Raw genomic sequence first — 22720 nt, 5'->3', positions numbered from 1 at the left:
TCGAATACAATTAATATTATCGAATTATCCAAAAATAGCACGCCATTTTCATAAGAAAGGGCATCGTGTACGAAATTAAAACAAAAAAGTATGAATAGATTATGTGAAGTCCTTATTATTTTTTTGCTTGTATCTTTAGTCGGATGTAAAAAAAATCAGGAACCGGAAAGACAAGTTGTAACCGTTGAAAAAGTCGGTGTTGATGATGTTGAGATATACGGTGAATACGTGGGAAGAATTCGAGCCAAACGTTTCGTTGAAGTTCGGGCCAGAGTAGAAGGTTATCTCGAACAAATGTTATTCGAAGAAGGAAAAAGAGTACATAAAAACCAACCTCTGTTCCGGATCAACAGCGATTTATATAAAGCAAGAGTGGATAAAGCAAAAGCTCAACTAAAAAAAGACAACGCCCAAAAAGCCAAATCGGACCGGGATGTCGAACGTCTTCAACCTTTATACGCTCAAAAAGCCGCCAGTCAATTGGATTTGGATAACGCAAAAGCCGCTTCGGAAAGCGCAGAAGCCAACGTTGCCATGAGCAAGGCCGATCTGGCTCAAGCCGAATTGGAATTAAGCTACACGACCGTGAAGTCCCCTATCGACGGCTATATTAGCGAACGCTACGTGGATATAGGGACATTGGTAGGTCCGGGTTCCAAATCGCTTTTAGCCACGATCGTGGAGAGTGACGAGGTGCTCGTTGATTTCAGTTTGACCGCATTGGACTATTTACGTAGCCAGCAGCGTAATGTCCGCTTAGGAGAAAAAGACGCTAACCGCTCCTGGCAGCCTAACGTCACGATAACCCTGGCGGATAACTCCGTTTATCCCATAAAGGGAGTCGTTGACTTCGCGGAACCGCAGGTTGATCCTCAAACCGGAACGTTCGGGGTACGGGCAGAACTTCCGAATCCGAATCGTATCCTGTTACCCGGACAATTTACCAAAGTAAAACTGTTGCTCGATGTACGGGAGCATGCCATCGTCGTTCCCACGAAAGCCGTCGTAACTGAAAAAGGAGGTGCTTATATCTATGTCGTACGACGAGACAGTACCGCAGAAAAACGTTTCATCGAATTAGGTCCGGAATTTGAAAATCAGGTCGTCGTAGAACGGGGATTGGGAGAAGGAGAACTTATCGTGGTGGAAGGTTTCCATAAATTAACCCCGGGAAGTCTTGTACTTCCAGTCGTTGCCACTAAAGAAGAGGAGGAAAAAAGCTTATGAAATTAACCTTTTTTATCGATAGGCCGATCTTCTCGGCCGTGCTCTCTATCGTAATCGTGATCATAGGTTTTATCGGTTTATTCCTTCTTCCTGTCGATCAATACCCGCAAATCACCCCCCCGGTAGTAAAAATATCGGCTTCCTATCCGGGAGCCAGCGCCCTTACGGTTTCTCAAGCCGTGGCCACACCCATTGAACAAGAGTTAAACGGAACCCCGGGAATGCTTTACATGGAATCGAGTAGTTCCAATTCCGGTGGTCTCTCTATCGACGTAACATTCGACATTTCGGCCGATGCAGAACTTGCCGCCGTGGATATTCAGAATCGGGTTAAATTAGCGGAATCGCGTCTTCCGGCCGAAGTAATACAAAACGGCATTAAAGTAGAGAAACAGTCATCCAGTCAGTTGATGACCTTGTGCCTCACTTCGTCCGACGCTCGTTTTGATGAAATTTATCTGAGTAATTTCGCCACGATCAACGTATTGGATATCCTTCGACGGATACCGGGAGTAGGACGGGTTTCAAATATCGGAAGCCGATACTACGCCATGTGTATCTGGGTACTTCCCGACCGAATGGCAAATTTCGGACTAACGGTCAAAGATCTCCAAAATGTACTGAAAGATCAAAACCGGGAATCCGCCGCCGGAGTTTTAGGTCAACAACCGATCTCCGGATCGGATCTGACCATCCCTATTTCCGCCCCGGGACGGCTCTCCAGCATTAATGAATTTGAAGAAATTGTCGTTCGCGCCAACCCGGACGGTTCCATGATCCGCTTACGCGACGTGGCCAGGGTCTCGTTGGAAGCGGGTTCCTATTCCACGGAAAGTGGTATAAACGGGGAGAATGCCGCCGTATTGGGCATATACATGCTTCCGGGAGCCAACGCCATAGAAGTAGCCGATAACGTGAAAGAAGCCATGGAAGAGATCAGCAAAAACTTCCCGGAAGGATTAAGTTACTCTATTCCCTTCGACATCACCACTTACATATCGGAATCAATACATGAAGTTTACAAAACACTTTTCGAGGCCCTCTTTTTAGTTATCATGGTGGTTTTTCTTTCTTTGCAAAACTGGAGAGCCTCAGTCATCCCGTTACTCGCGGTTCCCGTCTCTTTAATAGGCACTTTCGGTGTTATGCTCATGATGGGATTCTCCCTGAACATGTTGACATTACTCGGATTAGTACTGGCTATCGGTATTGTTGTGGATGACGCCATTGTCGTCGTAGAAGGTGTCGAACGCCTTATGGAAGAAGGACTCTCCCCCTACCAAGCCACCTGCAAGGCAATGAAAGAATTAACCGGCGCTTTGATCGCAACCTCATTGGTTCTGGCAGCCGTTTTCATTCCGGTCAGTTTTCTTCCGGGAATCACGGGAATGCTTTACCGCCAATTTGCCATAACAATAGTCGTCTCCGTACTGATCTCTACATTGGTAGCCCTGACTCTGAGTCCGGCCATGTGTGCCATCATGCTTCGACCGAATAAACATGAGAAAAATTTTATTTTCCGCAAAATCAACGAATGGTTGGCAAGAGGCAACAATTTTTACATTCGGACTTTATATAAAGCCGTAAATTGCCCCCGCCGTATCATTGCCGGATTCGGCATGATCCTTATACTCATTTTCGTGTTGAACCGGTTTATTCCGAGCAGTTTCTTACCCGAAGAGGATCAGGGATATTTTAAAATCGAACTGGCTCTACCAGAAGGGGCAAGTCTTGAACGTACCCGTATCGTAACGGAAAGAGCCGTAGAATTTTTGAGAAAACATCCGGCTGTCGAGTATGTACAAAATGTGACGGGAACCAGTCCGAGGATCGGAACGGCACAATCCAGAGCAGAACTGACCGTCATACTTAAATCATGGAAGGAAAGAAAAAAAGGTGACTTATCATTGGAGAAAGTCATGGAGGAGGTACGTTCCGAATTTTCCAATTACCCGGAAGCACAGGTGTTTTTATCCACACCTCCCGTGATCCCGGGATTAGGAGCCTCCGGGGGGTTTGAAATGCAAATAGAGGCACGCAACGGAGCCACATTCGAAAATCTCGTGGAAGCCGTCGACACGTTAATGAAATACGCCTCCCGTTCCCGGGCCATTACAGGAATATCCTCCTCATTACAAGCCGAGATTCCACAATTGTATTTCGATGTAGACCGCGATAAAGCCCAATTATTGGGCATCCCGCTGGCCGACATATTTTCAACGATGAAAGCTTACACGGGATCGGTTTACGTGAACGACTTCAATATGTTCAACCGGGTATATAAAGTTTACATTCAAGCAGAATCCCCGTACCGCAAATACAAAGATAACCTGAATCTGTTTTTTGTTAAAACGGCCAAAGGGAACATGGTTCCCCTGACGGCGTTGGGATCAGCCGAATACACGACCGGACCGGGAAGTATAAAAAGATTTAATATGTTCTCTACCGCCGTGATTCGGGGTTCTGCCGCACCGGGATACAGTTCCGGACAAGCCATGAACACCATAGAAAAAATAGCCCGGACCCGTTTACCTGAAAATATGGGTATCGAATGGAGCGGTCTTTCCTTCCAGGAGAAAAAAGCGGAAGGACAAACCGGACTCGTCATGATTCTGGTATTTACCTTTGTATTTTTGTTCTTAGCCGCTTTATACGAAAGCTGGCTCGTGCCTGTTTCCGTGTTGCTATCCCTTCCGGTTGCCGCTTTCGGAGCTTATTTAGGGATATGGGTTTTCGGATTGGAAAACGATATTTATTTCCAGATCGGATTAGTTACCCTCATCGGTCTGGCCGCCAAAAACGCCATATTAATCGTGGAGTTTGCCAAAATAGAAGTAGACCGGGGCATCGATGCCGTACAAGCGGCTGTAACAGCCGCAAGGGCCCGGTTCCGTCCTATTTTAATGACCTCACTGGCTTTTGTTTTAGGTATGCTTCCTCTCGTAATAGCAAGCGGTCCGGGATCTGCCAGCCGTCATTCCATCGGCACGGGAGTATTTTTCGGTATGATCGTCGCGATTACGGTCGGAATTATTCTGGTTCCCTTCTTCTTCATCATGATCTATAAACTGAAGCAGAAAAAACATCGCAGGGTGCCAAATGAAATTTCAAACTGAAATAAGTTAGACACCCATTTTAAAGTTATGTAAGACTATGAAACACTATAAGCTCATAAGTATCGGACTACTGACAGGAGTTCTTCTCACCTCCTGCAAATTAGGACAAAAATATACCCGTCCCGAATTAGATCTCCCGCAAGCGATTCTTGCCGGAGGCAAAGACACCCTTTCCGTCCAGCATATCAAATGGTGGGAACTGTATAGGGATACCGTATTGCAAGGATTGATTAAAACGACTTTGGAACACAACAAAGATATGTTGATTGCCGCTGCCCGGATCAAGGAAAGCAAAGCTTACCAACGGATCAGCAAGGCCGATTTATTTCCACAAATCCAAGGACAAATCGGTGGAGAGAGAGAGTATGACGCAACCCCGGAGAATACCTTCGAAGCTAAATTAAACCTCACCTGGGAAGTTGATCTATGGGGTAAACTGCGCTGGGCCACACAAGAAAGCTTAGCCGCTTATCTGCAAACGGTAGAAGGTAAACGAGCCTTGCAAATGACACTGATCGCACAAGTCGCACAAGCTTATTTTGAACTCAGAGCACTGGATCAAGAACTAAGTATTGTACGACAAACATTTAAGGCACGGGAAGAAAGCGTATATTTAGCTAAACTCCGTTTCGAAGGAGGGTTGACATCCGAGACCTCTTACAGACAAGCACAGGTGGAATTGGCTAAAACCAAAACCTTGATTCCGGACTTGGAACGCAAAATAAAATTAAAAGAAAACGAAATCTCTTTACTTACCGGACACTACCCGGGACAAATCCCTCGCGGACAAGATATCGTAAATCAAGCTCTACCCCCATCATTACCCGTTGGTTTACCCTCCACATTATTGGAACGCCGCCCGGATCTCAGGCAAGCTGAACTAAAGCTAAAGGCAGCAAATGCCAAAGTCGGCATTGCCTACACGAACTTATTCCCTAATTTCAAACTAACCGGGGTATACGGCCTGGAGAATAATGAACTCAGTCATTTTTTGAAAGCACCCTACTGGTACATAGGAGGCGAATTACTCGAACCTTTATTCGCCATGGGTAAACACAGGGCCAAACTGAAAGCGGCAAAAGCTGCTTACGAACAGGAAGTATACGCCTATCAAAAAAGCGTGTTGACCGCTTTTAAAGAGGTTGACAACGCCCTGACTTCCTACCAGAAAATAAAAGAGATACGAGAATCACGTTTACATTTGGAAGAAGCCGCTCACTCCTATATGGATTTGGCAACCCTCCAATACATTAACGGTGTAATCAGTTACTTAGACGTATTGGACGCACAACGTGGCTATTTTGATGCTCAAATCAGCCTGAATAACGCCATCCGGGACGAACTACTTTCGGTTGTCTATTTATACCTTGCCCTCGGCGGCGGATGGTAAAACTAAAAAAGCCGGATTTTTTTATCCGGCTTTTTTTATATGAAAAAACTTTTATCGTTGCAACGGATAAGTCAATACGGGTGCTTTCTCAGCCTTTACAGGCAATTTACCGATCTCGACATCTTCTATTAAAATGGCAGAAGGATAAATCAAAGAAGATAAAACATCATTGTTCAAAATGTAATTGGAGACATTTTCTTTGTTTGAGATCTCCAATACACGCTTAATCTTAGGTAAAGTAATCGCAGAAATATCAGCCGTACGGGTCAATGTTTCGCTACCGTCTTTTACATTCACCCGATAAAGCAAGGATCCGATACCACTTATACGACGAACAATGTAAGCGTAATCCAACCCTTCTTCCTTCGCGGCCTTAATTAAGGCTTTTTTCATCTTCTCCGGCTTAATTCCTTTATCCGCTTGGATGTGAATCGTACCGGGAGCAGTCACGTAAGCTATTCCGCTATACACGAACCGGGAACTACCGGTAGAGTGCGGAGCCTTCGAGGTAGGCACACAACCGTTCAACATTCCCCGAAGAATACCATGCTCTACTAAAGTCATCTCTTTTTCCGGAACAACTCCCTCTGCATCGATCTCATAAGCACCGATCAAAGAAACTCCGTTGTATTTATCCAATGTGCTGTAATTTTTTACAGTCAAACGAGAGTCTATGATCTTCTTACCCATTCGGTCGTCTAACGTCTTTACTTGTTGAACACGGTCTGAATTAGGCTTGCGATAAGCAAACAGACCTTGTTTATTCAACAGATTACGAGTGAAGATCGAAGAAGCGGCACCGTCCTCAAATAATACCGGACCGGAATAATACTCTTCAACTTTAGGAGCATCTTTCAATTTAACCAGATTCTCTGCAAATTTCGTTACATTTTTCTTCAATTCCTCTATGGAAGGTAAATCCTCCGGGGTTTTCACCAAAACAGAGTAAGTATCCGTAATCTTCTCGCCTTCCGGAGTCGTTACGGTTCCCTGTGCAAAAAGATTCACAAAACGAGAAGGTTGCTTCACGGAAACCCCATCCGTCGTTTGGCGATACAACTCCATATCTATACCACTTACCACAACCCGCGTATTGTATATCTCCTTGTAATTTTTAAAAATAACGGACAATTCTTTTACTATCTCTTCCAACTTAGAACGATCGATCGTATAAGGCTCCTTGGGCTCCACGATCTTTACGATAGGTTCTACTTTTTCCAAATCAGCCAATTGAGCTTCTTCAGTAGATTGTGGATTAGCTTTCAAATAAGCATCCTTGGCAGATGCCGATTGCAGGGCAAACTTATACATGACATCGGTTGCCAACCAAAAACCTCTCCGGACACCCAAATAATCCATCTCTTCGGGAATAGACGCCTCTGCATATTGTCCCACGTACATGGCATCACTCGTGTGATTATAATCACCCAACATCAACTGGACTCCCCCTGTCGTATTCCCATTCGACACGTAAGAGTTTACTACCCCTCCCAATACCCCCACTATTTCAAACTGACGATAATGTCCCAACGCGTAAGACAGGAAAAAAGGTCTTTGCATATTCGGCAAAACAATTTCTTCTTTATTCCGCTCGATCTCATCTTGCATAGCTTTGAAAACCACCTTATCGGAATCGCTTTGTGCCGATACCGGAGCGACCAGCAAAAAAAGCAAAAATACAGCTAATATATATCTCATCTTATTTTAGATTTACGATTTTAGACTTTAAACCAAAGTACAATAACTTTTATTTCTTGTTTTCACTCGGAGCCTGCAGTATGGGAGGCAATTGCCGAGACTTTTCTCTCCGTTGCGTTTCAATCTTATTAACGAAAATCATGGGAGAACTTGCCGTTACGGGCACCCATCCGGACTCAGCGCCACACATTCCCGTGAACACGCTCGGCCGATCTCCACCGGCTACGATATTGGAAAACATAGACAAGGGCGTACCGATCAGGTCTACCCCCCGAACCAACTCGTCCGGGCGACCGTCCACGTAAACACGGTATACCTCCAACGGAGTTACATTAAAGGAGTTCAAACTTCCCCCCTCTCCCGTATAAGTAAAACCACTCGTTACCTCTTTGAAATAATAACCGTATTCTTTTCCTTGTTTCTTAGCCTCCTCTATCAACATCTGGCGTAATTGAGCCTCAGTCCGGGGATTCGTCGTTTCCACGACCAAATTGGCCTGACGGGATACGGGATCCCCACCTCCGGCAGTACGTCCGTGAGCATTGCTATGAGGGAATCCCTCCAAAGGAACCCGACTCATCAAAAACTCTTTCAATACTCCGTTCGTAACGACATCCACCCGACGGGCCTTAACTCCCTCGTCATCATACAGATAGAAACCGTTCATATAATCTCCTGCATATTGTCTCAGCGTGGGATCCGAATATACCTGGAAGTCAACTGGTAAAACTTGCTCGCCTACCATTTTCTTAAAAGTTTGTCCGCCGCTCTTCATCCGATGACCTTCCAAACGATGTCCAAAGATTTCGTGAAAAAAAACACCGCTGGCAGGCCCTGAAAGGATGGCCGGTCCCGTATAAGGATCAACGACCGGGGCCGTCCGCAAAATATTCAATCTTTTTACCATATCTTTCGCATCCGCAATCAAACGCTCGTTGGAAGGAAGATCTTTCAGCTCGTAAGCAAAATAAGAAAGATTCAACGGTAAATCCATCCCGTCCTCGGCTTTCATGGAAGCAGAAATGATAATACGAGCGTACGTCCGGTTCTGCACGACTTCCGTACCCTCTGTATTCACGAAATAAGTACGCAATACCCGGAAACTCAAGCTCGCCTGTCCCTCCTGCAATAAAGAAGACTCTTTAAATATAGAAGAAACCTCGTTCAAACGCTTTTCCCAGGCTTTTACATCAATAGCTTGCTTTTCTGCCGGAATCGGTGCTTCATAATACTTTTCCACAGGAGTGGAAGAAAAGCAAGGAGCTTTATCCTCGTTATCCACACTTACCGTACTTTGTGTTTTTGCCTTCTCGTACATATCAAGGGCAAAATTGTAACGCTTTATAACCTCCGACCAAATAGCCTGCTTTATACCGTCCTCTCCGTTTTCATCTTCCAAAGGAAGCAACGACCCCCGGTAATTTCTTCTTTGATCCGGTGCCGTTCCCATGTAATTATATTTAAAATTATCCAGTAACGTATCACCTAAACGGATCTGAGGTACCAACATACGGGTACGATAGTCTTGAACCGACATAGTCGCCCCGAAAGAGCTGGATATATTCACGTTTCTATCATCCAAAACACGGAAATTCATGTGATAAGGAGGAAATTCCTGTTTCTGCAACTCTTTCATATCATACGCTAACTCTTGCTTCAAAAGTTGCAGTAACTTATCCTGTTCCTGCCCGAAAGCACCCGGCAAAAACAACAGAAAAAGAAATAAGCTTAAAATAACCAATCTACATTTTCTCATTTGTGTAAATTTAAGTGAATAAATAAATATATAAGGCTACGCACAAACCTCGTAACAAATATAGCAAGATAAATCTAAGAATAAATAAATTGATATTTTAAAATTATGTTATAATAAACCTAAAATACCGGGAACTACCCTCCTCGAAGTGATAATCAATACCTATAAACGCATTATATATAAAAACAATTTTAAACATTTACCCGCTATATTCCATGCAGTTATGACTATATTTCATTTCAACCACACATATTTTACTCCATTTATACTATCCATATCATTTTTATTTTATAATATTACGCTTTAAACGAAGGTTTTATAAATACGATTCGTACTCTATTATTACACCATATTCGCCTTCCAATACTGAAACCATCTAATTGTCAATCAGAGTTATAATTATATATTACTTTGTATCTAATTTCTAAAAAATATACCTATTACCATTCTCATAAAACGTTCGTTTTATGAGTTACGTCATTGGGTTTAAAATACTGATATACTATCACCTATCAATCCTTAATATTAATATATATGTTAAAAAAGAAAGCCATGGCAAAAGAGAAAGAAACAGAAAACATTTTCAACTTATTAAACGAAGGGCTTACACTGGAAGGTGATTTACAAACGGATAAAGACATTCGTATTAACGGGACACTAAAGGGAAACATGACAACGAACGGAAAAATAATTATTGGCCCGGTAGCAAATATCACAGGACAAACAAAAGCCCCTTACATTGAAATATTCGGCAAATTAACCGGAAATATTATTTCGGAAGGAAGTGTGATTCTGAAATCGAAATCCATCATAGAAGGAACGATTGTCACACACACTTTGATTGTAGAACCGGGAGCTCAATTTAACGGAGAATGTAAAATGATCGATAAAAAGAAAGCGGAACCCCAACCGCCTCAAGCTCCCCTTAAAAAATAAATAGGCTTCGATTGTACAAAAATAACCGTTGTAAAACAGATTTCTCTTTATTTTACAACGGTTATAAACTTTATTTTGTATACCTCTTTGAGATTATACCTTGTCTACTTGAATTCTTCCAGGGTCTTTTTAATGATGTCGATCGCTTCGAGTAATTGTTTCTTCTTAATTACCAAAGGCGGCGCAAAACGAATTATATGTTCGTGGGTAGGCTTAGCCAACAAACCGTTATCCCGCAATTTCAAACATACATCCCAAGCCGTCTTTCCATTCTTCGGCTTAATTACCACGGCATTCAATAAACCCTTACCGCGAACCGACTCGATCATATCGGATTTTATCTCTCCTACCTTCTTCCGGAAAATTTTACCTAATTTTTCGGCATTTTCTACTAATTTCTCATCTTTCACGACCTGTAAAGCCGCCATAGACACTTTTGCCGCAATCGGATTACCACCATAGGTAGAACCATGCTCTCCCGGCTTAATGGTCAACATAATCTCATCATCGGCCAACACGCAGGAAACAGGCATTGCGCCCCCGGATATGGCTTTTCCTAAAATCAAAACATCCGGTCGGACTCCTTCATGATCACATGCCAACATCCGCCCCGTACGAGCCACTCCGGTTTGTACCTCATCAGCCATAAATAACACATTATGGGCCTTACACAAATCATAAGCCTTTTTCAGGTAGCCATCCTCAGGCACGAACACGCCGGCCTCTCCCTGTATCGGTTCCAACAAAAATCCCGCCACGTTAGGATCTTTCAACTCTTTTTCCAAGGCCGGAATATCATTATAAGGTATACGTACGAACCCAGGAGTAAAAGGTCCGAAACCCGCGTAAGAAGAAGGATCGTTAGAAAGGGTTACAATCGTAATCGTACGACCGTGGAAATTATTATCGCAGACAATGATTTTTGCCTGATCGGCAGGAATACCCTTCACGTCGTATCCCCAACGACGACAAAGCTTTAAAGCCGTTTCATCCGCTTCTGCCCCGCTATTCATCGGCAACACCTTATCATACCCAAAATACTCGGTGATGTATTCTTCCCACTCGCCTAAAACATTATTATAAAATGCCCTGGAAGTCAACATCAGCGTTTTGGCCTGATCGGTCATAGCTTTCACGATCTTCGGATGACAATGCCCCTGATTCACGGCAGAATAGGCGGAAAGAAAATCAAAATAACGTTTCCCGTTCACATCCCATACAAAAATTCCTTTTCCTCTCTCTAACACCACGGGTAGCGGATGATAATTATGAGCACCATATTTGGCCTCACGATCCATGTAATCTTTTTCTGTCATTTTTTTAATATTAGTTGGTTATACGTATTCATGTAACGTTCCCAATTTCATTAAAAAAAAGGAAAAAAACAATGACATATGAATCGAAAATAAAAAAGAGCATACAGAATATTAATCTTGTACTTTATTATCAACCGTTTGCATATCTTCCGGTAAAGGTTTTTTCCGTTTGAAAAAACCAAAATATTTTCGTAACAACTCTTTGAATGTATCGAAAGTCTCTTGATAAGAGATACCGACCCCTTGAACCGTCTCCGTGGCATTGTACGTGATCTTCTCATCCGTATGAGAATAAGCCTTCAATTTTAAAGTACCTTGCTTATTGATTTTTACATCCACGTCAAAATCTCCCGTAATCGGACTATTAGAAGTCGTTTTAGCCTTTTCGACCACATTACCGTTAGCAGAAATAGTCACCCGGTTGTTCCAAATTTGAGTGGAAAGAGCCAGTTCGAATTCATTGGTAGTCACCTCATCCCCGGGACGGTAAGAGAACCCTATATCGAAATTATTGCTGATTTGCGAGAACCAACGAGACAACTGGTTAGAAAGCAACTCACTCGCGGTAGTCACTCCCACCTGATAGCCGGCACTTCTCTCCTCCTTACCCTCCAATTTATCTACGTAATCCGGAGTGTAAAATTTATTCAATATCAAAAGAGAAAACATCTGCTTATTGATATCATCCTGACTGGCGAAAAGACTTTGTATCAAACTTTTCATCTGGGCATCCAAAGAAGGGAAATTAATACTGAAGTTCACGGAAGGATTCATCAAATTTTCTTTCAAGTTCAACACGCACTCCACGGGTACCTTGGTTGTCCCCTTCTCCATGCCGGACAATAAATCATTCAACGACGTTTTTAAATGATAAACAGCACTCATATCAATGATAGCGTCATCCAAAGAGCCATTCCATTTTATACTTCCCCCGGGAGTCAAAATAAATTTTTTGTTGACCAAATTACTCAACGTGAAAAGATAATCCCCTTTTTCGATTTTATATTCACCAAAAACATTTAATTGACGGTCTTTATCCAAAGAAACTCTGATATCCCCACTTCCCACCGTCTTCAATATATCCCCGATCGTAGGATCAAATATAATCTGTACCTCCAGATTATTATTAATCTCCAGGTTAGCATTCAGATCGACCCAATCTGCCAAGGAATGCTGAAACTCCAAAGGACGCCTCAGGGTATCCGACCGCTCGTTACCCATGAAATGCAAAAATTGTCCGCTATTTTCCGAAGTGGCCGATGTCAGGGGAACGTATATTTTAGAATGAGGTTCCGTCTTTATATTAACAGCAAAATTAGTCGGCCCGTTCAAATTGTGCATACGAGTCAGCCCGCTAATATACAATTGACCATAGAAAGATTCGCCTTGTTCCATACGCGTATTCAACACCATGAAATTCTTTAATTGTACATTCACATCATACAAACTGCTTCCTATATCGTAATATCCGGAACAAGTCGCCTCGTTGGAAGCGGCATCCCGAATAGCAAAACGATCCAGTAAAATTCTGTTGTCTCTTATCTGTATCCGGTCGTCAATAGAAAAATCCGTATTCAACCCGGTCAAAGCGAAGGAAACAGTATCCATGCCTAAAAATCCGTTGACCTTAGCGTCCTCCATCGTTCCGGCCAAAGATAAATCACCGAAAACCGAACCCGAACCCTTTTTGATAAGATCCGGAAAGTAATCAGATACATATTTCATATCAATACCGGAGAGGGACATATTTATGTTTATACTGTCCGAAGAGGGTTTATAATATCCCGATATAAACAACGGCACCTGATCACCGATCTGGTCCGAGACCTGCATTTGTAATGCACTCCCCGGAGCATCCCAAAAAGAACGGATCTTCATTGTTCCCAACGTATCCTGATTTATACCCCACCGATTTACGTCTACGTTAGCATAAACCAAACGATCTTTATAAAAATCGGACACGTTCACCCGCCCGACTACTTTTCCAAAAAGTTTCACCTTATTATCGAAAATAATCCTATTAAACTCCGCCAGATCAAAATTATCAAAAGAAACAGTAAGCGTATCCCTCGGACTGCTACCGATTTTTCCCTGCAAGCTAAAACGTTGATCGCCACGATAGATAACAAAATTATTCACGAAGATATTTTTATCCTCTTTTAACAGAAGAGCCCTCTCGACCTGCCACACGCTATCCGCCATAACGATCGTACCGGGATTTACAAAAACTTGTGTAATATACCGGTCGTGATACTTCATCAATCGTAAGTTAGCCGACAAGGAACCGGAATATGTTTCCTTTTCCCAATTTCCCCATGAAAGGGCATTGTCCACGTCATTGGTCTTTATATTCGTCACGTTGCGAACATTATACAATCGTCCTATACGTTTGTATTTCAATTCATCCGCGGTATATATACATTGTAAAGTCGAAGAATCGCCGATCGCCCGGATTTTCGAATGATACAAATGCATATCTCCCCAACGCAACGTGTCCGCTTCCACTCTCACTCGCAAACTCCCTTGATAATCATTGAAATCACAGGAAAAGCTCGTCCCGTCTGAAACCGTTAACTCGGGATAGATAACTTTCAACACGGGACTTATTTCTTTGAGTGCCGCTTCACAAATAAAATTCGTCCCCGGTCTCAATGCTTTATCTACAGCATAGCGATAAGCCGGGATATAACGACAGATCAGATTATCCACAAAATCTTCGAAAGTAAGCCCCGCGTAAAAACCTTCCACGCGTACATCCGCCATGGAAGAGCGTAAATCTGTCAATCCATAGTCCTCTATCTTTTTATGATCCAAACGTATCGAATCGACGGTAAACTTTCCCCGGATATTTTCATACGAGAGATCTGAAACGGATAATTTCACTTCCGCATCTTCGTTTCTTTGTTCGTAATTACCGAAAAAACGGAAACCGAAGGATTCTCGTTCTCCAAAAACAGGCGTATTCCACGAGTCCCAATGCCGGACATGCAACTCTCCCGACACATCCGCCAGTCGAATCGCATCCCCCCCGTACGTATAGTCTAACGCGACTCTGGCCTGTATACTGTCATTTTCCACGAATGAAGAAAGTTGCATGTAGTCGTTATCGCTATGAACATCCAAAGCGATATTTCGCACCGAACCGTGAAACAGGTTTACATGGCCAATTCGGCTATTCAAGGTAAAAGCAGACGATGAATCTCTCAAGTACCCCGTGTATTTCCCGAAATAAGAACCATTCCCCAAATAAGATTGTCCGGTAAGAAACCCATAATCCACATGATAAAAACGGAAGCTTCCATGGTACCGATGCCCGGCTATCGTATCCGGTTTATAGGTTAATCCTATACTCCCCAAAAGCCCGGGAGTCTCACTTTTTGCCGTTAATATGAAATCTTCTATTCTACCCTTAAAATTCCCTTCCAAATCAAAAGTCCTGTATTTATGCAACAAGTCCGGCAATTTTACATAATGACTTTCCAACCAAGGCATGTAAATACCTTCCAATTCCTCAGAAGCAATTCTACTATCCCGGAACGTGATATCAAAATCCGTCTCCCAAAAACGGGGTAATCCTATGGATTTAAATTCCCCTTTAATAACACTTTTCTCCCCAAGGTAAATTTCCAACCGACGCCCCTCCAATCGATTTACCGTACTCGAAACCTCCCCACTCGCGACAATGATATTATTCATACCCAACAACTCCCCGTTAAAATAAGCCAAATCGTCAAAGTGTAAAGTGGAAGGAGAAAAAACATACCGCTGTTTCATCTTTTGGGTGAAAAAATGCCAATACCTTTCGTTCGGGACCCAATTGTATTGCAACGTATCCAGGTAAAGTTCGCTTCTTTCTGTCTGTATCAAGCCTTTGGTAATCAACAATTGATCGTTTTCTGCCAGGATTCTTGCGGATAAATTCAATAAACGAAACCCGGATTTTTCTTCCAATGTCAATCCCGAAACATATGCCCCGTACCTACCTTCTGAAAAATCGATATCGGAAATCACTACATCCAACTTCCGACAGTCCACGTCTGTCCAATTGATCCCATACTCCTCAGGCTCATATTCATCCTCCGCGTATTTGAAACGACAATCCTTCAAATATACCTTGGACAAATTTACATTCCATTCCAACGGAGATGCCGAAGTAACGGAAGAGGACAAGGTATCCCTTGCATTGGAAAGAACATCCAACCACAACTCTATATTCGTGACACCTCCCTCTTTACCTCGCGTGACCCACAGATTAAAAAGGGCTTTCTCAAATCCCATTTCCGTCACAGTAAAACGCCGTTTCACGAAACTAACGGAATCCACCTTCGTTACCAAACGTTTACAAAACAAAAGCGTATCTTTCCGGGCATCTTTTATCAACACATCCTCGAGTACCAACGATTCGATCGGGCGGAAGTTTACCCTCCCTATGGAAATTTCCGTCCCCGTTTGCCTCTCGATCTGACGGGTAAAAAACTCCACAACCCTCGTCTGTACCCAAGGAGTCATAAATGCCAAATAAAGGATTGCGACCAGTAGTCCCAACCCCACCAAGCACGTAGATAGTATACTTATTATTTTTTTTATAACACAGCCGTTTTAGTTGAACGCAAATTTATTAATATTGCAGAACATTTTATGACCAGAAAAGGAAAATAATTTGAAAAATTGAAAATGAATAGATTTAGCGGTAATGCAATTATAAATTCATGTTCTACTGTTCATTACAAACGCAAAACAATTTTATCGCATTTGCCTGCTCCGGTCATGTTAATTCTAAATTAAAAAACAATGAGTATTATTATATTAGGGATCGAATCTTCCTGCGACGACACCTCTGCCGCAATACTGAAAGACGGTGTGGTATTATCCAACGTCATTGCCAGTCAGAAAGTACACGAGGCTTATGGCGGGGTAGTTCCGGAATTAGCATCCCGAGCCCATCAACAAAATATCATACCCGTGGTTGCTCAAGCCTTAAAACTTGCCGGAACCTGTGCCGACGAGGTTACCGCCATAGCTTTCACCCGGGGTCCGGGATTACTGGGTTCACTGCTCGTGGGGACCTCTTTTGCCAAAGGCTTTGCCATCGCCAAACAAATACCTATGATCGAGGTTAATCATTTACAGGCACATATCTTGGCTAATTTCATCAAAGAACCGGGTATTGAAGCCCATCATCCTCAGTTTCCTTTTCTCACGTTATTAGTATCCGGAGGCAACTCCCAACTCATTGTCGTTCGGGATTACCTCGATATGGAAGTAATCGGACAAACCATCGACGATGCGGCCGGGGAAGCCTACGACAAGTGTGCCAAGGTCATGGGACTCGGCTACCCCGGCGGACCGATCATCGATCGCTTAGCCAAAGAAGGGAATCCGGAACGCTTCTCTTTCAACAAACCACAAATACCGGGTTTGGATTACAGCTTCAGCGGATTAAAAACATCCTTCTTGTATTCCATCCGGGATGAAATAAAAAATGATCCTGATTTTATACAGCACAATTTGAACGACCTTTGCGCTTCATTGCAAAAAGCAATCATCGATATACTTATGGCTAAACTAAAAAAAGCAGCCAAACAGACCGGGATCAAGCAAATTGCCATAGGAGGCGGTGTTTCTGCAAACACTGGATTACAAAAAGCCGTACACGCAGAAGCGGACAGACTCGGATGGGAGGTATATATCCCCCGCCTCGGTTTCTCGCTCGACAATGCAGGAATGGTAGCGGTCACGGGATATTACAAGTACCTAAAATCCCAGTTCATCGGTTTAGAAGCTCCTGCCGATGCCAGAATGAGTTTAAAAATTTGACAACAATATAAAAATTCATTTATTAAATTACAATCACATGAAAATATTAGTTACGTATAATATCCCTCATGAATCTTTTACAGCCTTGGGTAAAGAACACACGGTAACTTTGCCGGAGGGAGAATTCTTCTCTAAAGAAGAGTTAATAAAAATGGTTTCTGAATACGATGCTTTATTAGGCATATTCACTCGTCCGATCGATAATGAGGTCATTGAAGCCGGCAAGAACCTGAAATTAATCAGCAATTTCGGCGTCGGATTCAATAACATCGATATCAAATTCGCCCGCTCGAAAGGTATTGCCGTCTGTAATACGCCCAAAGCCGTCTGTTTCCCGACTGCAGAAATGGCCATGGGACTTATGTTAAGCGTGGCCCGCAGAATTGCAGAATGCGACCGTCGTTTAAGAGTAGAAAAAGAGAGCATGTGGGGAACCATGAAGAATTTGGGCTACACACTCGAAGGAAGGACACTCGGTATCATCGGCATGGGTAACATCGGGAAAACAGTAGCCCAGATGGCGTCCGTTTTTCGGATGAAAGTGATCTATCACAATCGTCGTACTACCGTCGAAGGGTATGAAAAAGTGGATCTGGACACGCTTTTACAAAGATCCGACTTCATTTCCATCCATACGCCTCTTACCGATGACACCCGGCACATGATCGGGAAACGGGAATTAAGTTTAATGAAACCGAGTGCTTTTCTGATTAACACGGCCCGAGGAGCTGTAATTGACGAACAAGCTTTGGCAGAATGCCTCCTGAACAAAAAAATTGCCGGAGCAGCCTTGGATGTTTTCGAAAACGAACCGCATATCAACGAAATCCTTTATAGCCTGGATAACGTGATACTGGCTCCGCACAACGGTACCGGAACCATCGATACCCGCATCGCTACCGGACGGGAAGCGGTCGACAACATATTGAACTTTTTCAAGGGAACCCCGACCAATGTGGTCAACTAAATACATGAAAGAGGAACAATCCGGATTGTTCCTCTTTCATTTTATTTCCCGGGACACGGAATCGTAATTTTCAAATAAAGAAATAAATAGCTTCATTTGTTTAAATACCTCTCGATTTTCACTCAAAAAATCGATCACAACTATTGCAATATATACAAAAAGCCCTATATTTGCACCCGCTAACGACAAGCAAACGTTCTTTGAACAAGGGCAGTTACCAGAGTGGCCAAATGGGGCTGACTGTAACTCAGCTGGCTTAGCCTTCGGTGGTTCGAATCCATCACTGCCCACGAATTTTTAATAGCGGATGCTGAAAGCATCCGTGATTGAAAAAAGTTTACCGTCAAAAGTCCGTTTTTGGAAGGTTAAATATTTTTCAATCAACAAGAAAGACTTCGTCTTTCGTTAGTAAAAATTAGTAAGGTCTCCCCCTTCAGGACCGCCGAGCAAAGTGAGGCCATCCATACGGGAGAGGAACTTATATCTGCGGAAATAGCTCAGTCGATAGAGCACTAGCCTTCCAAGCTGGGGGTCGCGGGTTTGAGTCCCGTTTTCCGCTCTACGAAAAAGCACTTACAAAAGTAAGTGCTTTTTTTACATAACGTTGGCACGTTTTGAAACACGATCATCATCAACACCTACCTGAATTATTATTTCCCGTTCAAAAGAATCAATTCGTACCCTTGACTACCGAGTCCTATTTTCTCCGCGTACTCCAAGGTATGTATTCCATGTCGCGATTCCATACGTTCTATCAGATGAACGCGTCCGTGATCAGAAGAGGCATAAATAAGGTCGATGCAGGCCTTATCCAGTGCCACCGGATCGAGTGAAGCCAAAATACCGATATCGCCCATTTGAGGATCGGCAGGACTGGAATCGCAATCACAATCCACCGAAAGATTATTCATCACGTTGATATAAATAATTTTGTCCCCGCAATGATCGGCAACAGCTTTGGCCGCCTCAGCCATCGTCTCTAAAAAATCATCCTGAAGCGGATGTTCCCAATTAGTAGTGCTCTTTCCTGCCGAATGAATAAGAAGTTTACCAGCAGAAGAAGCAATACCGATAGATATATTTTTAACGGCTCCGCCAAAACCGGCCATGGCATGACCTTTGAAATGTGAAAGTACCAAAGTGAAATCGTAATTCTTAAAATGCGAACCGACAATGTCCTCGGTAATGTGCTTACCTCCTTTGACCGGCAGACGAATTTCACCTTCGGCATCCATAATATCAACCGGTGCGATCGCCGTAAAACCGTGATCCTCCGCTGCCTTCAAATGAGCTTCCGTCGTTGCCCGTCCTCCCCCGTAGGCCGTATTACACTCGACAATCGTACCGTTCACGGCTTTTATCAAATCACCGACCAATGCTGGTTTCAGATAATTATTGCCGCCCGGTTCTCCCGTACTCAATTTAACGGCCACTTTTCCGGTCGCGGGACGATTCAACGCTTCGTAAATACGTTTAAGACTCCGCGGGGTAATCTCTTTCGTCATATATACTTTCGCCGTCTTTTTCGTTACAGCCCCCCGTCCGTCAGAATTTTCTTCCCGCAACGTCTGCCTGTCTCCCTTTTCCCGGGAAGAACTAAAAACGGAAAAAGGCAGTATAACCGCAACCATTAATGTAAATACACTTTTTTTCATACCGATCTTTTTTATTATGTTTAAGATATTATTCTCCCTCTTTCCACCATTCGGTAAATACCTGTGTCGCGGCAAATTTTCCTTTGTCCGAGGTCAACCGTTGGGTAAGAATAAGATTTCGGAATTGTCCGTCACGATAATCAGGCGAGAGCTTCAGACGTTCCAAACGTTCACCATGCGAAGCTTTACCGAAACTGGGATGATCAATTATTATCACCGTAACAATACCAAGAACCACAACAATCGCCACAATAATTATCAATGTCATACGTACTATTTTCATTCGTAATTCTCTTTTTATCCGATACAAATATAAGTGCAGAAAAAAAACAATTGGTATACCGATTACAGATATCCTTACCATTATTACAGATCAAAAATAAAAAATCCAAATAATAAGAAAAGGAAGTTGAAATCAAGGCTTAAAAATAGAATTTCCAAGCTTCGATAAACAGGAAATTCAAATCCATTATTTTCTTTCGATTTCTGCTTCCGTTTACCTATCAGTCTCTTCTTAATACATTATTCCCTAACAATTTATGCGATCGGTAATATTGGTATGACAATCCGTAATCCGTATATGAACATTTTAACTCATCCGACATAATTTTGTCATATAAAATAGATCAAATAAACCCTTTTTCACCGAAGAATATAAACCTAAAAACAAGAAAAGATGATTACAAAAAGCTTAATATTAATTATGACGATTATGGCAATATTCAGCACAGATTCAGAAGCGCAAAAAACATCTACCGAAAAAAAAGTATTGGTTGTTTATTTCTCCCGTAGCGGAAATACCCGGGCAATAGCGAACCATATCAAAGAGTTTACGGGTGGAGACCTGTTTGAGATTCAAGTGGCAAAACCCTATCCGGCGGAATACCGCGCATGTACGGACGTCGCTAAAAAAGAAAAAGCGGCCCATGCCCGCCCGGCCCTCAAAACCAAAGTCGAAAATATTGCACTGTACGACACTATATTTATCGGTTATCCGAATTGGTGGGGAACAATGCCTATGCCCATACTGACATTTATCGAAAGCTACGATTTTTCCGGTAAAATTCTTATCCCTTTCTGCACTCACGGAGGCGGAGGCGAACAGAATTGCTTTACAGATTTCGTAAAGCATACAGACAAACAGGAACACAAAAAAGGTTTTTTAACGAACGGCGAGAAAGCAGAGAGCTCACGCAAAGAGGTAGAGAAATGGTTGCGTGAAATCGGAGTTGTAAAATAAAGGTGAAGGGACAAACCCAAAGGGGGGCGGTACATACCTCGTGCAGGCGGCAAGAGAATTTCAAGATTCATCTTACCGCCTATTCTTATCCATGTATCTGTTTCACAAAAAAACGAATCCGTAAAATTGGTATAACTCTCTGTAATCTGTATACAAAACATCCCCCTTCAACTCTTTAATTTTGTATCAACATCAACACGACCAAGTACTTAATGATTAAAACAGTAAAAACGATCCAATCCCCGGAGACATGGGAATCGAGAAAAAAGAACATAAAACAATAATCTACGGGAAAATCGGGTAAATCAATTTTCCGGTATACGAATATTTACTTTTAAAAAATAAATATCATGTTACGTACTATCAGACGAACAATCGCCATCGTGAGTTTTACCCTCATATCCATGCTATTCCTCGACTTCACGGGAACAATACACACGTGGTTCGGATGGTTGGCCAAAATACAACTTCTACCCGCTTTACTGGCATGGAATGTTGGCGTGGTGGTATTTCTTATCATACTAACGTCGGTATTCGGACGCATCTATTGTTCTGTCATTTGTCCCCTCGGTATATTTCAAGATACCATCTCTTGGCTGGCCGGAAAACAAAAAAAGAATCGCTTTCACTATTCGCCCGCTTTATCCTGGCTACGATACGGCATATTATCCGTGTTTATCATGGCTTTATTCGCGGGCATCGGCTCGTTAGTCGCCTTACTCGATCCTTATAGCACTTACGGCCGTATCGTTTCGAATCTGTTTGCATCCCTTCGGCAATGGGGAAATAACCTATTGGCTTATGGAGCCGAAAGGATAAACAGCTATACGTTTTATTCCGTTGAGGCATGGATGAAAAGTACAATGACGCGGTGCCATTCATCCGATTACCCCAGCGGATAAATCGGCGATACAAATCGGTCATGCCGTATGGGTAAAAGAAAATTGCATTCCTCTGACCGACGGAGTTAGCTGTGGCAACTGCGCTCGCCATTGTCCCACAGAGGCGATACATATGGTCACCTCCGATCCGAACGTATCGACTTCACCCCGGATTCCGGTAGTAAATACAGAGCATTGTATCGGCTGCGGAGCTTGTGAAAATTTATGTCCGGCCCGCCCTTTTAGTGCCATTTACGTGGAAGGACACCAGTCGCACCGAATCGTATAACCTATTAATAAAAATAACCTCATTTCTCTAACGATTGATACAAGCAACGCGATGATCGAAAACTTAATTCACTTACTGCATTCAGACCAATACTCCTGCGTGATCGCCAACAACGAATCGATCCGTACTTTCAAACAACCCGGAATAGCCGATTTATACGGCTTACTTCGCCAGGACGCTCCCTTCCTACAGGGAGCCGTCATTGCAGACAAGATCGTAGGCAAAGCGGCCGCCACATTGATGATATTGGGAAATGCACGACGGATATACGCGGACGTTGTCAGTCAACCGGCCTTGGATCTATTACAAGACACTAACATCCGGATTGACTTCGGACAACTTGTTCCTTTTATTAAAAACCGGATGGTGTCCGTTGGAATCCGCCTGCTTTGAGGTAAAATCGACGCAAGATATCTTCTCCACGATACAAAA

14 protein-coding genes, 2 tRNA genes and 1 pseudogene are annotated in these 22720 nt (G+C 43.0%); 11 read left to right on the top strand and 6 right to left on the bottom strand.

All coding sequences use genetic code 11. The features are described 5' to 3' along the window. Window positions 1–90: 90 nt before the first annotated feature. From PGR74_RS07035 to PGR74_RS07025, 3 genes are read left to right on the top strand one after another with little or no spacing between them, the layout of a single operon-like run. The gene (locus PGR74_RS07035; RefSeq protein ID WP_041505145.1) at window positions 91–1227 is read left to right on the top strand and encodes an efflux RND transporter periplasmic adaptor subunit; all 1137 of its coding nucleotides are present in this window, start codon (window positions 91–93) and stop codon (window positions 1225–1227) included. Continuing rightward, window positions 1224–4343 carry an efflux RND transporter permease subunit gene (locus PGR74_RS07030; RefSeq protein WP_041504399.1) on the top strand — a complete coding sequence of 1040 codons (3120 nt, stop codon included), beginning with the start codon at window positions 1224–1226 and terminating at the stop codon, window positions 4341–4343. Before PGR74_RS07035 ends, PGR74_RS07030 begins: the two co-directional genes overlap by 4 nt. A gap of 37 nt (window positions 4344–4380) precedes the next feature. Continuing rightward, the gene (locus PGR74_RS07025; RefSeq protein WP_041504398.1) at window positions 4381–5733 is read left to right on the top strand and encodes an efflux transporter outer membrane subunit; all 1353 of its coding nucleotides are present in this window, start codon (window positions 4381–4383) and stop codon (window positions 5731–5733) included. Between the two features lie 51 nt (window positions 5734–5784). Here the strand turns inward: PGR74_RS07025 and PGR74_RS07020 are convergent, their stop codons facing one another. Both PGR74_RS07020 and PGR74_RS07015 read right to left on the bottom strand, forming a co-directional pair. Further along, complete coding sequence (locus tag PGR74_RS07020) at window positions 5785–7431, bottom strand: metallopeptidase TldD-related protein (RefSeq protein ID WP_041504397.1); 1647 nt, start codon at window positions 7429–7431, stop codon at window positions 5785–5787. 49 nt (window positions 7432–7480) lie between these two features. Further along, window positions 7481–9187, bottom strand: coding sequence for a TldD/PmbA family protein (locus PGR74_RS07015; RefSeq protein WP_052634838.1), 1707 nt, complete (start codon window positions 9185–9187; stop codon window positions 7481–7483). Window positions 9188–9721: 534 nt separating this feature from the next. Here PGR74_RS07015 and PGR74_RS07010 point away from each other — a divergent pair. Continuing rightward, window positions 9722–10123, top strand: a complete 402-nt coding sequence (locus tag PGR74_RS07010; RefSeq protein ID WP_052634836.1) for a bactofilin family protein — start codon at window positions 9722–9724, stop codon at window positions 10121–10123. 104 nt (window positions 10124–10227) lie between these two features. Here PGR74_RS07010 and rocD read toward each other — a convergent pair whose 3' ends face one another. Beyond that, window positions 10228–11439, bottom strand: coding sequence for an ornithine--oxo-acid transaminase (rocD, locus tag PGR74_RS07005; protein WP_041504396.1), 1212 nt, complete (start codon window positions 11437–11439; stop codon window positions 10228–10230). A gap of 111 nt (window positions 11440–11550) precedes the next feature. After that, on the bottom strand, window positions 11551–15948 hold the full coding sequence (locus PGR74_RS07000; protein WP_270516877.1) for a translocation/assembly module TamB domain-containing protein: 4398 nt from the start codon (window positions 15946–15948) through the stop codon (window positions 11551–11553). Window positions 15949–16230: 282 nt separating this feature from the next. Between PGR74_RS07000 and tsaD the strand changes: the two genes are divergently transcribed. From tsaD to PGR74_RS06980, 4 genes are all read left to right on the top strand, one after another. Beyond that, the gene (gene tsaD / locus PGR74_RS06995) at window positions 16231–17256 is read left to right on the top strand and encodes a tRNA (adenosine(37)-N6)-threonylcarbamoyltransferase complex transferase subunit TsaD (RefSeq protein ID WP_041505141.1); all 1026 of its coding nucleotides are present in this window, start codon (window positions 16231–16233) and stop codon (window positions 17254–17256) included. A 37-nt stretch (window positions 17257–17293) separates the two neighbouring features. Next, window positions 17294–18223: an NAD(P)-dependent oxidoreductase gene (locus tag PGR74_RS06990; RefSeq protein WP_041504393.1), complete on the top strand. Its 930-nt coding sequence runs from the start codon at window positions 17294–17296 to the stop codon at window positions 18221–18223. A 208-nt stretch (window positions 18224–18431) separates the two neighbouring features. Continuing rightward, a tRNA-Tyr gene (locus PGR74_RS06985) sits at window positions 18432–18513 on the top strand. Between the two features lie 196 nt (window positions 18514–18709). Then, window positions 18710–18782: transfer RNA gene (locus tag PGR74_RS06980), tRNA-Gly, on the top strand. Window positions 18783–18873: 91 nt separating this feature from the next. Here the strand turns inward: PGR74_RS06980 and PGR74_RS06975 are convergent. Continuing rightward, a complete protein-coding gene (locus PGR74_RS06975; RefSeq protein ID WP_082027519.1) occupies window positions 18874–19878 on the bottom strand; it encodes a DUF362 domain-containing protein in 1005 nt (334 codons plus the stop codon). A gap of 28 nt (window positions 19879–19906) precedes the next feature. Then, window positions 19907–20146: a hypothetical protein gene (locus PGR74_RS06970; RefSeq protein WP_146216453.1), complete on the bottom strand. Its 240-nt coding sequence runs from the start codon at window positions 20144–20146 to the stop codon at window positions 19907–19909. Between the two features lie 444 nt (window positions 20147–20590). On the opposite strand from PGR74_RS06970, the gene PGR74_RS06965 reads away from it, so the two are divergent. From PGR74_RS06965 to PGR74_RS06955, 3 genes and pseudogenes are all read left to right on the top strand, one after another. Beyond that, the gene (locus tag PGR74_RS06965) at window positions 20591–21118 is read left to right on the top strand and encodes a flavodoxin (RefSeq protein ID WP_236684977.1); all 528 of its coding nucleotides are present in this window, start codon (window positions 20591–20593) and stop codon (window positions 21116–21118) included. A gap of 350 nt (window positions 21119–21468) precedes the next feature. Further along, a pseudogene (locus PGR74_RS06960) lies at window positions 21469–22288 on the top strand (4Fe-4S binding protein). Between the two features lie 51 nt (window positions 22289–22339). Continuing rightward, window positions 22340–22681 carry a DUF1893 domain-containing protein gene (locus tag PGR74_RS06955; RefSeq protein WP_394341866.1) on the top strand — a complete coding sequence of 114 codons (342 nt, stop codon included), beginning with the start codon at window positions 22340–22342 and terminating at the stop codon, window positions 22679–22681. Window positions 22682–22720: the final 39 nt, after the last annotated feature.

Source organism: Sanguibacteroides sp. AM78-02pH3A (assembly GCF_027666085.1).
Lineage (GTDB): Bacteria > Bacteroidota > Bacteroidia > Bacteroidales > Marinifilaceae > Gabonibacter > Gabonibacter massiliensis.
Note: the sequence above shows the minus strand (reverse complement) of the source record. Positions and strands in the feature narration are given on the sequence as shown.